General features: G+C 62.5%; 12 protein-coding genes and 2 tRNA genes. All 14 read left to right on the top strand.

Going from position 1 to position 14,619, the window contains the following annotated elements; translation table 11 throughout:
• The first annotated feature begins 164 nt into the window (after positions 1-164).
• Positions 165-2,081 (top strand): ATP-dependent zinc metalloprotease FtsH, encoded by a 1,917-nt coding sequence (ftsH, locus tag QE444_RS00245; protein ID WP_133863040.1) that lies wholly within the window; start codon positions 165-167, stop codon positions 2,079-2,081.
• A gap of 7 nt (positions 2,082-2,088) precedes the next feature.
• Complete coding sequence (gene folP, locus QE444_RS00240; RefSeq protein WP_285389288.1) at positions 2,089-2,952, top strand: dihydropteroate synthase; 864 nt, start codon at positions 2,089-2,091, stop codon at positions 2,950-2,952.
• On the top strand, positions 2,952-4,289 hold the full coding sequence (gene glmM / locus QE444_RS00235; protein ID WP_158893783.1) for a phosphoglucosamine mutase: 1,338 nt from the start codon (positions 2,952-2,954) through the stop codon (positions 4,287-4,289). Before folP ends, glmM begins: the two co-directional genes overlap by 1 nt.
• A 66-nt stretch (positions 4,290-4,355) precedes the next feature.
• Positions 4,356-5,114, top strand: a complete 759-nt coding sequence (gene tpiA / locus QE444_RS00230) for a triose-phosphate isomerase (RefSeq protein ID WP_285389285.1) — start codon at positions 4,356-4,358, stop codon at positions 5,112-5,114.
• A complete protein-coding gene (gene secG / locus QE444_RS00225) occupies positions 5,114-5,494 on the top strand; it encodes a preprotein translocase subunit SecG (RefSeq protein WP_133863044.1) in 381 nt (126 codons plus the stop codon). Before tpiA ends, secG begins: the two co-directional genes overlap by 1 nt.
• A 16-nt stretch (positions 5,495-5,510) precedes the next feature.
• Positions 5,511-5,596, top strand: a tRNA-Leu gene (locus QE444_RS00220).
• An 88-nt stretch (positions 5,597-5,684) separates the two neighbouring features.
• Positions 5,685-5,761 (top strand) — tRNA-Met (locus QE444_RS00215).
• 127 nt (positions 5,762-5,888) lie between these two features.
• Positions 5,889-6,347 (top strand): ribosome maturation factor RimP, encoded by a 459-nt coding sequence (gene rimP, locus QE444_RS00210; RefSeq protein ID WP_133863045.1) that lies wholly within the window; start codon positions 5,889-5,891, stop codon positions 6,345-6,347.
• 49 nt (positions 6,348-6,396) lie between these two features.
• A complete protein-coding gene (nusA, locus tag QE444_RS00205; protein ID WP_017640621.1) occupies positions 6,397-7,869 on the top strand; it encodes a transcription termination factor NusA in 1,473 nt (490 codons plus the stop codon).
• A gap of 26 nt (positions 7,870-7,895) precedes the next feature.
• Positions 7,896-10,451 carry a translation initiation factor IF-2 gene (gene infB, locus QE444_RS00200; RefSeq protein WP_133863046.1) on the top strand — a complete coding sequence of 852 codons (2,556 nt, stop codon included), beginning with the start codon at positions 7,896-7,898 and terminating at the stop codon, positions 10,449-10,451.
• Between the two features lie 132 nt (positions 10,452-10,583).
• Positions 10,584-10,967, top strand: a complete 384-nt coding sequence (gene rbfA / locus QE444_RS00195; RefSeq protein WP_133863047.1) for a 30S ribosome-binding factor RbfA — start codon at positions 10,584-10,586, stop codon at positions 10,965-10,967.
• Position 10,968: 1 nt separating this feature from the next.
• Positions 10,969-11,883: a tRNA pseudouridine(55) synthase TruB gene (truB, locus tag QE444_RS00190; protein WP_285389280.1), complete on the top strand. Its 915-nt coding sequence runs from the start codon at positions 10,969-10,971 to the stop codon at positions 11,881-11,883.
• A 92-nt stretch (positions 11,884-11,975) separates the two neighbouring features.
• Positions 11,976-12,245 (top strand): 30S ribosomal protein S15, encoded by a 270-nt coding sequence (rpsO, locus tag QE444_RS00185; protein ID WP_133863049.1) that lies wholly within the window; start codon positions 11,976-11,978, stop codon positions 12,243-12,245.
• A 175-nt stretch (positions 12,246-12,420) separates the two neighbouring features.
• Positions 12,421-14,523, top strand: a complete 2,103-nt coding sequence (gene pnp / locus QE444_RS00180; RefSeq protein WP_133863050.1) for a polyribonucleotide nucleotidyltransferase — start codon at positions 12,421-12,423, stop codon at positions 14,521-14,523.
• Positions 14,524-14,619 lie beyond the last annotated feature (96 nt).

The raw sequence follows: 14,619 nt of genomic DNA, 5'->3' as shown, positions 1-14,619 counted from the left end.
GCAACGTCTGCCTTGCCCTAGAGTCAAAGGCAGAAGACTCATATAGCGTTACAGACGATGTCTGCCGTGGGCCAGGCTTTGTGTAGTAACTTACCGGTCACTGCCGGTTTCGCTTCGAACGGTTTACCCACGAAACCGGCGCAGAGGGTAGTCAATTGAACGACATGGCAAAGAATCTGATCCTGTGGCTGATCATCGCCGCGGTGCTCGTCACCGTGATGAACAACTTCTCCAGCCCCAACGAACCCCAGACGCTCAACTATTCCGACTTCATCCAGCAGGTGAAGGACGGGCAGATCGAGAGCGTGACCGTGGATGGCTATGTCATCACCGGCAAGCACCGTGACGGCGATCCCTTCAAGACCATTCGTCCGGCGATCCAGGACAATGGCCTGATCGGCGATCTGGTGAACAACAGCGTCACCATCACCGGCAAGCAACCCGAGCAGCAGAGCATCTGGACTCAGCTGCTGGTGGCCAGCTTCCCGATCCTGGTGATCATCGCGGTCTTCATGTTCTTCATGCGCCAGATGCAGGGAGGCGCCGGCGGTCGCGGCGGCCCCATGAGCTTTGGCAAGAGCAAGGCGCGGCTGTTGTCGGAAGACCAGGTCAAGACCACCTTCGCCGACGTCGCCGGGTGCGACGAAGCCAAGGAAGAAGTCACCGAGCTGGTCGAATTCCTGCGTGATCCGGGCAAGTTCCAGCGCCTCGGCGGGCGTATTCCCCGCGGTGTGCTGATGGTCGGTTCGCCGGGTACCGGCAAGACGCTGCTGGCCAAGGCCGTGGCAGGCGAGGCCAAGGTGCCGTTCTTCACCATTTCCGGCTCGGACTTCGTCGAGATGTTCGTCGGTGTCGGCGCCAGCCGTGTCCGCGACATGTTCGACCAGGCCAAGAAGCATGCCCCCTGCATCATCTTCATCGACGAGATCGATGCGGTCGGTCGCCATCGTGGCAATGGCATGGGCGGTGGTCATGACGAGCGCGAGCAGACCCTGAACCAGCTGCTGGTCGAGATGGACGGCTTCGAAATGAACGATGGCATCATCGTCATCGCAGCCACCAACCGGCCTGACGTACTGGACCCGGCACTGCTGCGTCCCGGTCGTTTCGACCGCCAGGTCGTGGTCGGTCTGCCGGACATCCGCGGCCGCGAGCAGATCCTCAAGGTGCACATGCGCAAGGTGCCGATTGGCGAGCGCGTCGACGCGGGCGTCATCGCGCGGGGTACCCCGGGTTTCTCCGGTGCCGACCTTGCCAACCTGGTCAATGAGGCCTCCCTGTTCGCCGCTCGTTCCAACAAGCGCACCGTTGATATGCGCGAGTTCGAGCTGGCCAAGGACAAGATCATGATGGGCGCCGAGCGCAAGACCATGGTCATGTCCGAGAAGGAGAAGCGCAACACTGCCTATCACGAAGCGGGCCATGCCATCGTGGGTCGCCTGGTGCCCGAGCACGATCCGGTCTACAAGGTCTCCATCATTCCCCGTGGCCGGGCCCTGGGCGTGACCATGTTCCTGCCCGAGGAAGATCGCTACAGCCTGTCCAAGCGGGCGCTGGAAAGCCAGATCTGTTCGCTGTTCGGTGGCCGTATCGCCGAAGAGATGACCCTGGGCTTCGAAGGCGTCACCACGGGCGCTTCCAACGACATCATGCGGGCGACCTCCCTGGCGCGAAACATGGTGACCAAGTGGGGCCTGTCCGAGAAGCTCGGTCCGCTGCTGTATGGTGAGGAAGAGAACGAAGGCTACCTGGGTCGTTCGGGGGGTGGTGGCGCCGGCAACATGTCGGGAGAGACCGCCAAGCTGATCGATCTGGAGATTCGTCGCATCATCGACGACTGCTATAACACTGCCAAGCGGCTGCTGGACGAGAATCGCGACAAGCTCGAACTCATGTCCGATGCCCTGATGAAGTACGAGACCATCGATTCGGACCAGATCGACGACATCATGGCGGGCAAGGTGCCGCGTGAGCCGCGCGACTGGCATGACCGGGGTGGTCCTACCGGTGATTCGCCGGCACCGCAAAGCGGTAGCGATCGTCCTGAAACGCCCATCGGTGGTCCGGCCGGAGAACACTGAAACACCCATGTTCAATCCGTTCCCTTCGACCCGATTGCCTTGCGGCAATCGGGTTCTTGTTTTTGACGCGCCCAAAGTCATGGGCATCCTCAACGTGACGCCCGATTCCTTCTCCGACGGCGGTCGCTATACGGCTGTCGACAGCGCGTTGCGCCATGCCGAGGCGATGATGACGGCCGGTGCTGCCATCATCGATGTGGGTGGAGAGTCCACGCGACCAGGGGCGCTCCCGGTGTCCGAGGTCGAGGAGCTCGAGCGTGTCGTGCCGGTGGTCGAGGCGATCGCCCGAGAGCTGGATGTCGTCATCTCCATGGACACCTCCTCGCCGGTAGTCATGCGGGAAGGTGCTCAGGCAGGGGCCGGTCTGATCAATGATGTCCGCTCGCTGCGCCGGCCCGGCGCCCTGGAAGCTGCCGCCGCGACCGATCTGGCGGTCTGCCTGATGCACATGCGGGGCGAGCCCGGCACCATGCAGCAGGCGCCCGTCTATGCTGACGTCGCCGGCGAAGTCGGCGCCTTTCTCGCCGAGCAGATTGCCCGTTGCGAAGCGGCCGGGATCTGCCGCGGGCGGCTGGTGCTGGATCCGGGCTATGGCTTTGCCAAGACCCTGGAGCACAACCTCGAGCTGTTCAGACGACAAACCGAGTTGCTCGCCTTTGGGCTACCCTTGCTGGTGGGCGTTTCTCGCAAGAGCATGATCGGCGCGGTTACCGGGCGACCCGTAGAGGGGCGCCTGGCAGGCGGTCTGGCTCTGGCGGCGCTAGCGCTGGCCAAGGGTGCGCAGATCCTCAGGGTCCATGATGTGGCGGAAACGGTGGACGCGGTGAAGATGATCACCGCGGTCGAAGGCTTCAGGCAGGAACAGAACTGATGGCAAGAAAGTATTTTGGAACCGATGGTATTCGCGGCAAGGTCGGAACGTATCCCATCACCCCCGAGTTCATGCTCAAGCTGGGCTGGGCGGCGGGTATCGCCTTTCGCAGTCGCGGCGGTTGTCGAGTGCTGGTGGGCAAGGACACCCGCAACTCCGGCTACATGTTCGAATCGGCACTGGAAGCCGGTCTTTCCGCTGCCGGTGCCGACGTCATGCTGCTGGGTCCCATGCCGACGCCGGGTATCGCCTATCTGACGCGGACCTTCCAGGCCAGCGCCGGCATCGTTATCAGTGCTTCGCACAATCCCTACTACGACAATGGCATCAAGTTCTTTTCCGGCGCCGGCACCAAGCTGCCCGATGAACTGGAAACCATGATCGAGGAGCTGCTCGACACGCCCATGACCGTGGTCGACTCGGCGCGTATCGGCAAGGTCTCGCGCATCAACGATGCCGCGGGTCGTTACATCGAATTCTGCAAGAGCAGCGTGCCGACCGGGACCAGTTTCGCCGGTATGAAGATCGTGCTGGACTGCGCCAATGGCGCCACCTACAAGATCGCACCCAGCGTCTTCCGTGAGCTCGGAGCTGATGTCAGCGTGCTCGGGGTGCAGCCGGACGGTCTCAATATCAACAAGGATTGCGGTTCCACCCATCTGGAGGGGCTGCAACAGGCGGTGCTCGACCAGCACGCCGACATCGGCATCGCCTTCGACGGCGACGGTGATCGAGTGCTGATGGTGGATCACACCGGAGCGGCAGTGGATGGCGATGAGCTGCTCTATCTGATCGCCCGCGATCTCAAGCGTCGTGGTCGCCTCGAGGGTGGGGTGGTCGGTACCCTGATGAGCAATCTCGGTCTCGAGCTGGGGCTGGCCGAACTGGATATTCCCTTCGTGCGCGCCAAGGTAGGCGATCGCTATGTGATGGCCGAGCTGCTGGAGCGCAACTGGGTGCTGGGCGGCGAGAATTCCGGGCATGTGGTCTGTTGCCAGTATACTACCACCGGCGACGCCACCATCGCCGCGCTGCAGGTGCTCATCGCCCTGCGCAATGCCGGCCAGACCCTGGCCCAGGCGCGCATGGCGCTGCGCAAGTGCCCACAGGTGCTGATAAACGTGAGGTTCGGTGGCGGCCAGGATCCCTTGGAGAATCCGCGGGTCAAGCAGGCCAGTGCCGAGGTCACCGAGAAGATGGCCGGCAAGGGACGGGTACTGCTGCGCAAATCCGGTACCGAGCCGCTGCTGCGCGTCATGGTCGAAGGCGAGAACGAGCGCGAGGTGCGCGCCCATGCCGAGGCCCTCGCCGAGCTGATAAGCGAGGTATGTGCTTGATTTGCTTGCATGCCTGTTTTCGATTGAGTAACATCTGCGCCCACTTCGCTCCCTGAGGTAAAACGCATGCGTCGTTCCCTGGTTGCCGGTAACTGGAAAATGCATGGCTCGCTGCAAGGCGTGTCGGCGCTGGTCGCAGGCTTGAAAGGGTTGGATGGCGCAGCGGGTGTTGATGTCGTGGTGATTCCGACATTGGTGCATCTGCCGGGGGTGGCTGAAGCGCTGGCGGCAACGTCGCTGATGGTGGGGGCTCAGACTTGTGCCTCCGTCGCGGGTGAGAAGGCTCTGACTGGCGAGGTGTCCTCGACCCAGTTGGCAGAATTCGGTTGCCGTTACGTACTGGTGGGGCACTCCGAGCGGCGTGCACTGCTGGGCGAGGATGATGCGGTGGTGGCGAAGAAATTCGCGGCCATTCAGGAGGGCGGGATGATTCCCGTGCTCTGCGTCGGCGAAACCCGTGAAGAGCGGGAGGCTGAGCGCACTTTGGACGTGGTAGGTGGCCAGCTGAAGGCGGTCATCGAGGTGGTTGGAGTGGCAGCTTTTGCCAATGCCGTCGTGGCCTACGAGCCGGTCTGGGCGATAGGTACGGGGCTCACGGCAACGCCGGAGCAGGCGCAAGAGGTTCATGCGGCGATTCGTGCCCTGGTGCGCGAAGCCGATGCTGAGGTCGCTGATGGCCTTCAGCTGTTGTATGGCGGCAGTGTCAAGGCTGCCAGTGCTGCCGAGTTGTTCGGCATGCCGGATATTGATGGGGGGCTGGTGGGTGGAGCCTCCCTGAATGCTGAAGAGTTCAGTGCGATTTGCCGCGCTGCAGGACGTGGATAATGTTGGAAACTGCAGTAGTTGTGATCCACTTGCTGATGGCGCTTGGCCTGATCGTGCTGGTATTGATGCAGCAGGGCAAGGGTGCCGAAGCCGGTGCATCCTTTGGTGCGGGCGCCTCGGGTACCGTGTTTGGTAGTCAAGGTTCTGCTACCTTTCTGAGTCGTTTTACTGCTATACTAGCCGCGGTTTTTTTCGCGACTAGCCTGGGTCTGGGGTATTACGCCAAAGACCGTGCGCTGGGTCTGCGTGAGGTGGGTCTGCCCACTCAGCCAGTCCAGCAGGCTCCTCAGCCGAAGCAGGATGGTAACGATGTTCCTCTGAGCCAGCCACGTGCTGCCCAGGGTGGTACTTCCGGGGACGTGCCCCAGGAGTCCAAGTAGGTTTAAAAGGTTTCATGCCGAAGTGGTGGAATTGGTAGACACGCTATCTTGAGGGGGTAGTGGCCATAGGCTGTATGGGTTCGAGTCCCATCTTCGGCACCAAATAGCAAAGACGTCCTGCAGGACGCGGCGAGAATAGAGTAGGTTGACTCCTAGAGTTCAGTTGAATATAATCTCGCTCCAGCTTTGACGCGGGGTGGAGCAGTCTGGTAGCTCGTCGGGCTCATAACCCGAAGGTCGTTGGTTCAAATCCAGCCCCCGCAACCAGTTATTTAAAGCCCCTTTTTAGGGGCTTTTTGTTGGCTGGACAGTTCGGGTCGCGCTTTCTTGCGCAGACCTCTTAGGGATGGGCGTAATGCCCATTTTTTATTCTCAAAAAACGCGAGGCAACCAGGTGTCGAGCAAGCTAGAACAGTTGCAGGCCTTGCTGGCCCCCGTCGTCGAGGCGCTTGGCTATGTCTGCTGGGGTGTCGAGTACATCTCCCAAGGGCGGCATTCGCTACTGCGTGTCTACATCGATCATCCCAACGGCATTCTCGTCGAAGATTGCGAGGCTGTCAGTCGCCAGGTAAGTGGCGTACTCGATGTGGAAGATCCGATCACCAATGAATACACCCTTGAGGTGTCTTCCCCCGGTATGGATAGACCGCTGTTCACCCTGGAGCAATTCGCTGCCCACGTCGGTGAACAGGTCAAGGTCAAACTTCGGTCGCCCTTCGAAGGGCGACGTAATTTCCAGGGTTTGCTGCGCGGTGTGGAAGACCAGGACGTCGTGGTGCAGGTGGACGAGCATGAGTATCTGCTGCCCATCGAGATGATCGACAAGGCCAACGTCGTTCCCCGTTTCGAGTGATTTGAGCGCGAGACCGCGGATCCCAAGGATTGCGAATACGAGGCGTAAGATGAGCAAAGAAGTTCTGCTGGTAGTGGAATCTGTTTCGAACGAGAAGGGTGTTCCACCCGGCGTCATCTTCGAGGCACTGGAGTTGGCTCTCGCCACGGCTACCAAGAAGCGCTACGAAGAAGATGTGGATCTGCGGGTGTCGATCAACAGACACAACGGCAGCTACGAAACCTTCCGCCGCTGGACCGTGGTGGAAGACCAAGACTATCAGTTGCCCGATTCGCATCTGACGGTGGAAGACGCCCAGGAAGAGCATCCCGGCGTCAAGGCCGGTGAAGTGATCGAAGAGAAGATCGAGTCCATCGAGTTCGGTCGGATTGCCGCCCAGACCGCCAAGCAGGTGATCGTGCAGAAGGTGCGCGAGGCCGAGCGGGCTCAGGTGGTGGACGCCTATCGCGAGAAGGTCGGCGAGATCATCTCGGGTACCGTCAAGAAGGTCACCCGTGACAGCGTGATCGTCGACCTGGGCAACAATGCCGAGGCGCTGCTGCCGCGCGAGCACATCATTCCCCGCGAGACCTTCCGCATGGGCGTGCGTCTGCGTGCCCTGCTCAAGGAAATCCGTACGGAAAACCGCGGTCCGCAGCTGATGCTGTCGCGTACCGATCCGCAGATGCTGATCGAGCTGTTCCGCATCGAAGTACCGGAAATTTCCGAACAGCTGATCGATGTCATGGCGGCTGCCCGGGATCCGGGTTCGCGGGCCAAGATCGCCGTCCGTTCCAAGGACAAGCGCATCGATCCCCAGGGTGCCTGCATCGGCATGCGCGGTTCGCGTGTCCAGGCGGTATCCGGTGAACTGGGTGGCGAGCGGGTCGACATCGTCCTCTGGGACGACAACCCTGCGCAGTTCGTCATCAATGCCATGGCCCCGGCCGAAGTCGCTTCGATCATCGTCGACGAAGACAGCCGTACCATGGATATCGCCGTCGCCGAGGACAACCTGGCCCAGGCCATCGGTCGTGGCGGTCAGAACGTGCGCCTGGCCAGTCAACTGACCGGCTGGACGCTCAACGTGATGACCGAGGCGGATATCAACGCCAAGCAGCAGGCGGAGACCGGCGACATCATCCAGCGCTTCATCGACGAGCTGGATGTCGACGAGGAGCTGGCTCAGGTACTGGTGGAAGAAGGCTTCACCTCCCTCGAGGAAGTGGCCTACGTGCCCATGGAAGAGATGCTCAACATCGATGGCTTCGACGAAGACATCGTCAACGAGCTGCGTACTCGGGCCAAGGATCGCCTGCTTACCCGGGCCATCGCGACCGAAGAACAGAAGAGCCCCAGCGAAGATCTGCTGACCCTCGACGGCATGGATCCCCAGCTCGCCAGCGCGCTGGCCCAGCGTGGCGTGGTCAATCGCGAAGAGCTCGCCGAGCAGTCGATCGACGACCTGCTCGACATCAACGGCATGACCGAAGAGCGTGCCGGCAAGCTGATCATGGCTGCCCGTGCCCATTGGTTCGAGTAAGCGGCGCAGTCTGAGGAGAGAAGTGCATGACGCAAGTCACGGTGAAAGAACTGGCCCAAACGGTCAATACGCCGGTGGAACGTCTGCTACAGCAGATGCGCGAGGCAGGTCTGACGCACAGCAGTGCTGAGCAGTTGGTGAGCGATGCGGAAAAGCAGGCCCTGCTGACGCACCTGAAGGGGACCGCGCAGCTCGACGAGCCAAGCAAGATCACCCTGCAGCGCAAGACCCAGACCACGCTGAAAGTGGCCGGCAGCAAGACAGTCAGCGTCGAAGTGCGCAAGAAGAAGACCTTCGTCAAGCGCAGCACCGCTGAACTCGAGGCCGAACAGCGCCGCGAGCAGGAAGCCCAGCGCGCCGCCGAAGAGGCCGCTGTCCAGGCACGTGCCGAGGAAGAAGCCCAGCGCGCTGCCGAGGCCGCTGCCCAGCAGCAGGCCGAAGCCGCGGCTCAGGCCACGCAGCAGGCGGTCCCCGCCGAGGCTGCAGCCCCTGCCGCGCCGGAAGCCCCGGCGGTGGTGGCCGAGCAGCAACCCGCTGCCGCGCCTGCCGCCGAGGTCAAGAAAGCCGACCCGGCTGGTGAGCGCAAGCGCGAAGAACCGCGTCGTCCCGTGCATCCTGCCCCGAGCAGCAAGCGCGAAGAAGACGAGCGCCGTGAGCGCAAGAATGCCCAGCATCGCCCGTCGATCAAGGACAAGGTCGCAGCTCCCCGTACCGTGCGCAGTGGCGACGACGAGGAAGAGGGCTTTGGCCGGCGTGGCGGTCGCGGTGGCAAATCGCGACTCAAGAAGCGAAACCAACACGGGTTCCAGAGCCCGACAGGACCTGTAGTGCGCGAAGTCAATCTAGGTGAGACCATCACCGTCTCTGAGCTAGCTCAGCAGATGTCGGTGAAGGCCGCCGAAGTCATCAAGTTCATGTTCAAGATGGGGTCTCCCGCCACCATCAACCAGGTGCTCGACCGCGAGACGGCACAGCTGGTGGCCGAAGAGCTGGGCCACAAGGTCAAGCTGGTCAACGAGAACGCCCTGGAAGACCAGCTGGCCGAGTCCCTCAAGTTCGAGGGTGGCAAGGCCCTGCACCGTGCGCCGGTGGTGACCGTCATGGGTCACGTCGACCACGGCAAGACCTCGCTGCTGGACTACATCCGTCGCGCCAAGGTCGCGTCGGGCGAAGCCGGTGGCATCACCCAGCACATCGGTGCCTACCACGTCGAAACCGAGCGTGGCATGGTGACCTTCCTGGATACCCCTGGCCACGCCGCGTTCACCGCGATGCGTGCCCGTGGTGCCAAGGCCACCGACATCGTCATCCTGGTCGTCGCGGCCGATGACGGCGTCATGCCGCAGACCGAGGAAGCCATCCAGCACGCCAAGGCGGCGGGTGTCCCCATCGTCGTGGCGGTCAACAAGATCGACAAGCCTGATGCCGATCCGGATCGCGTCAAGCACGATCTGGCCGGTCGTCAGGTCATCCCGGAAGAGTGGGGCGGCGATACCCAGTTCGTGCACGTCTCGGCCAAGGCCGGTACCGGTGTGGACGAGCTGCTCGAAGCCATCCTGCTGCAGGCCGAAGTCCTGGAGCTGACCGCTACGCCGGAAGCACCCGGTCGCGGTGTGGTCATCGAATCGCGCCTGGACAAGGGTCGTGGTCCGGTCGCTACCGTGCTGGTCCAGAACGGTACCCTGCGGCAGGGCGACATGGCGCTGGTCGGCGTCAACTTCGGCCGCATCCGTGCCATGCTCGACGAGAACGGCAAGCCGATCAAGGAAGCCGGCCCGTCCATCCCGGTCGAGATTCTCGGCCTGGACGGCACCCCGGATGCCGGTGACGAACTCACCGTGCTGACCGACGAGAAGAAGGCGCGCGAAGTGGCGCTGTTCCGTCAGGGCAAGTTCCGCGAGATCAAGCTGGCCCGCGCTCACGCCGGCAAGCTCGAGAACATCTTCGAGAACATGGGCCAGGACGAGAAAAAGACCCTCAACATCGTGCTCAAGTCCGATGTGCGCGGCTCCCTCGAGGCGCTGCAGGGTTCGCTGTCCGGTCTAGGCAACGACGAAGTCCAGGTACGGGTAGTCGGCGGTGGCGTCGGTGGTATCACCGAGAGCGATGCCAACCTGGCGCTGGCGTCCAATGCCGTGCTGTTCGGCTTCAACGTCCGGGCCGATGCCGGGGCGCGGAAGATCGTCGAGCAGGAAGGCCTCGACATGCGCTACTACAACGTCATCTACGACATCATCGAAGATGTGAAGAAGGCGCTGACCGGCATGCTGGGCAGTGACGTCCGGGAGAACATCCTGGGTATCGCCGAGGTGCGTGACGTCTTCCGTTCGCCCAAGTTCGGCGCCGTCGCCGGCTGCATGGTCACCGAGGGCATGGTGCACCGCAACCGTCCGATCCGCGTCCTGCGCGAAGACGTGGTCATCTTCGAAGGCGAGCTGGAATCCCTGCGTCGCTTCAAGGATGACGTGGCCGAAGTACGCGCTGGCATGGAATGCGGTATCGGCGTGAAGAGCTACAACGACGTCCGCGTCGGCGACAAGATCGAAGTGTTCGAGAAGGTTCAGGTCGCCCGTTCGCTGTAACGACGACTCTGCACCAGGACGGCAGGTCGCGGACCTGGCAGAACCCTGCCAGGTCCGGACTTGCCGTTCGCGTTTCCAAGGTTCATGGCTGGCAGGCCTGACGTCTGCGGCCTTTTGTACGAGAGTTTCGACATGGCCAAAGAATTCAGCCGTACCCAGCGTATCGGTGATCAGATACAGCGCGAACTGGCGCTGTTGATCCATCGCGAAATCAAAGATCCACGGCTGGGCATGGTGACCATCACCGGCGTGGACGTGGCCCGTGATCTGTCCCATGCCAAGGTGCACATCACCGTGCTGGGCAAGGACGATGACCCCGAGGCGATCAAGCAGAATATCGCCATCCTCAAGGATGCCTCCGGCTTCCTGCGGCAGCAGTTGGGTCGGGCGATGAAACTGCGGACCGTTCCGCAACTGGGTTTCCAGTATGACGAGAGCATCCGTCGCGGCGCCCAGCTGTCGGCGCTGATCGAGCGGGCGGTCGCCGAAGACCGTCGGCAGGACGGGGAGGAGTAGGGTGGCCCAGGTCAAGCGAATTCGCCGGCAGGTGCATGGCGTGCTGGTGCTGGACAAGCCGCGCGGCTTTTCCTCCAATGCCGCCCTGCAAAAGGTCCGCTGGCTGCTCAATGCCGAAAAGGCCGGGCACACCGGTAGCCTGGATCCCCTGGCCACCGGCGTACTGCCGCTGTGCTTTGGCGAGGCGACCAAGTTTTCCCAGTATCTGCTGGATGCCGACAAGGGCTACAGCACCGTGGCGCAACTCGGCGTCACCACCACCACCGGCGATGCCGAGGGTGAGGTGCTGGAGCGACGAGCGGTCGCGGTCGACGAAGCGGCCATCCAGGCGGCGCTACCGGCCTTCCGGGGCCAGATAGAGCAGATTCCGCCGATGTATTCGGCGCTGAAGCGCGACGGTCAGCCGCTCTACAAGCTGGCGCGTGCGGGCGAAGTAGTGGAGCGCGAGCCGCGTTCTGTTACTATTGCCCGGCTGGAACTGCTGGCGTTGCAGGAAGATCGCGCGACGCTGGAATTGGCCTGCAGCAAGGGCACCTATGTGCGCACCCTGGTCGAAGACCTCGGCGCCCTGCTCGGCTGCGGTGCCCATGTGGCCGAGTTGCGCCGTACCCAGGCCGGCCCCTTCGGTCTGGCGCAGGCCATCAGCCTGGAAGAGCTGGAGGCGGTGCACGCCGAAGGCGGTTCCGCAGCGCTGGATCGCTTCCTGCTGCCGGTCGACAGTGGCCTGGAGCACTGGCCGCTGGTGCAGTTGACTCAGCACAGCGCCTACTACTGGTTGCACGGTCAGCCCGTCCGGGCGGCCAATGCACCGAAATTCGGCTTGATGCGGGTGCAGGACGACCAGGGTCGATTCATCGGCATCGGCGAGATTGATGACGAGGGGCAGGTTGCCCCCCGTAGACTGATTCGGTCCTAGACCGATACCGAGGGTGGCTGTCAGCAGGCACGGTCACACCTCTTTCCTAAGCACGGGACCTATCCCGGCCTGTTCCTCAGAGGAGCCCTATCATGGCACTGAGCGTTGAAGACAAAGCCCAGATCGTAAACGAGTTCAAGCGCGCCGAAGGCGACACCGGTTCGCCGGAAGTGCAGGTTGCCCTGCTGTCCGCCAACATCGACAAGCTGCAAGGTCACTTCAAGATCAACGGCAAGGATCACCACAGCCGTCGTGGTCTGATCCGCATGGTCAACCAGCGTCGTAAGCTGCTGGACTACCTGAAGTCCAAAGACACCTCTCGTTACAGCGCACTGATCGCTCGCCTGGGCCTGCGTCGTTAATACGATGCAGACCTGCTGCAAGCAGTCTGAAGCTGGAGGTCGGCTCGCGCCGGCCTCCGGCTTTTTTGCTTGAAAGGCCGGCAGAATCGGCCTGCGTCACCCCGGAGATCAGCGAGGGTCCGAATCCCTCTGGTCGCCCCTGTTTCCCCCAAGGCAATAAAGAGAAGGAAAGACTGTGAATCCAGTAATCAAGCAATTCAAGTTCGGTGAGCAGAACTTCACCCTGGAAACCGGCCGCATCGCGCGCCAGGCGACCGGTGCCGTGCTGGTCTCCACCGATGACGTCAGCGTGCTGGTCACCGTGGTCGGTGCCAAACAGCCCGCCGTCGGCAAGGACTTCTTCCCGCTGTCCGTGCACTACCAGGAGAAGACCTACGCCGCTGGCCGTATCCCCGGTGGTTACTTCAAGCGTGAAGGCCGTCCTTCCGAGAAGGAAACCCTGACCTCGCGCCTGATCGATCGTCCGATCCGTCCGCTGTTCCCCGAAGGCTTCCTCAACGAAGTCCAGGTGGTCTGCACCGTGGTCAGCACCAACAAGAAGTCCGATCCGGACATCGCCGCCATGATCGGCACCTCCGCCGCCCTGGCCATTTCCGGTATCCCCTTCGCCGGTCCGATCGCCGCCGCCCGCGTGGGCTACCACAGCGAACTGGGCTACCTGCTGAACCCCAGCTACGAGCAGCTGCAGAGCTCCAGCCTGGACATGGTCGTGGCCGGCACCCGTGACGCCGTGCTGATGGTGGAATCCGAAGCCGACGAGCTGACCGAAGACCAGATGCTGGGCGGCGTGCTGTTCGCCCACGAAGAATTCCAGGTGGCCATCGAGGCCATCAGCCAGTTCGCTGCCGAAGCCGGCAAGCCGACCTGGAACTGGCAGGCGCCTGCCGAGAACACCGCCCTGATCGAAGCCGTCAAGGCCGAAGTCGGCGACGCCGTGTCCCGTGCCTACACCATCACCATCAAGCAGGATCGCTATGCGGCCCTGGGTGCCCTGCGTGACCAGGCCATCGCCAAGCTGGCCGGTGAGAACGGTCAGTACAGCGAAGCCGAGGTCAAGGAGACCTTCGGTCTGCTGGAATACCGCACCGTGCGCCAGAACATCGTCGACGGCAAGCCGCGTATCGACGGTCGCGATACCCGCACCGTTCGCCCGCTGCAGATCGAAGTCGGTCCGCTGAAGAAAACCCACGGTTCGGCACTGTTCACCCGTGGCGAAACCCAGGCCCTGGTCACCGCGACCCTGGGTACCGCCCGTGACTCGCAGCTGCTGGACACCCTGGAAGGCGAGCGCCGTGACAGCTTCATGCTGCACTACAACTTCCCGCCCTTCTCGGTCGGCGAGTGCGGCCGCATGGGCAGCCCGGGCCGTCGCGAGATCGGTCACGGCCGTCTGGCCCGTCGTGGCATCCAGGCCATGCTGCCGACCCAGGACGCCTTCCCCTACAGCATCCGCGTAGTCTCCGAGATCACCGAATCCAACGGCTCCAGCTCCATGGCCTCGGTCTGCGGTGCCTCTCTGGCGCTGATGGATGCCGGTGTGCCGGTCAAGGCCCCGGTTGCCGGTATCGCCATGGGTCTGGTCAAGGAAGGCGAGAAGTTCGCCGTCCTGACCGACATCCTGGGTGACGAAGATCACCTCGGCGACATGGACTTCAAGGTGGCCGGTACTGCCAAGGGCGTCACCGCCCTGCAGATGGACATCAAGATCAACGGCATCACCGAAGAGATCATGGAGATCGCTCTGGAGCAGGCGCTGGAAGCGCGTCTGAACATCCTGGGTCAGATGAACCAGGTGATCTCCGAGTCGCGTGCCGAGCTGTCCGAAAATGCCCCGACCATGCTGGCGATGAAGATCGACCAGGACAAGATCCGCGACGTGATCGGCAAGGGTGGCGCCACCATCCGTGGTATCTGCGAAGAGACCAAGGCGTCGATCGACATCGAAGACGACGGCACCATCAAGATCTACGGCGAGACTCGCGAAGCCGCTGAAGCGGCCAAGCAGCGCGTCCTGGGCATCACTGCCGAGGCCGAGATCGGCAAGATCTACGTCGGCAAGGTGGAGCGCATCGTCGACTTCGGCGCCTTCGTCAGCATCCTGCCTGGCAAGGATGGCCTGGTGCACATCTCGCAGCTGAGCGATCAGCGCATCGAGAAGGTCACCGACGTGCTGAAAGAAGGTCAGGAAGTGAAGGTGCTGGTGCTGGACGTGGACAACCGCGGTCGCATCAAGCTGTCGATCAAGGATGTGGCGGCGGCGGAAGCCTCCGGCGTCTAAGACGATCCTGAATAAAAAACCCGGCCTCGGCCGGGTTTTTCGTTTCTGGTGCGGGATGAAGTTCACGGTGGATATCCTCATCGCGGCCGTGGCGGT

It is taken from the genome of Pseudomonas sp. SORGH_AS_0199, assembly GCF_031453735.1.
Taxonomy (GTDB): Bacteria; Pseudomonadota; Gammaproteobacteria; order Pseudomonadales; family Pseudomonadaceae; genus Chryseomonas; species Chryseomonas aestiva.
This window is presented reverse-complemented; position numbering and strand designations above follow the sequence as displayed.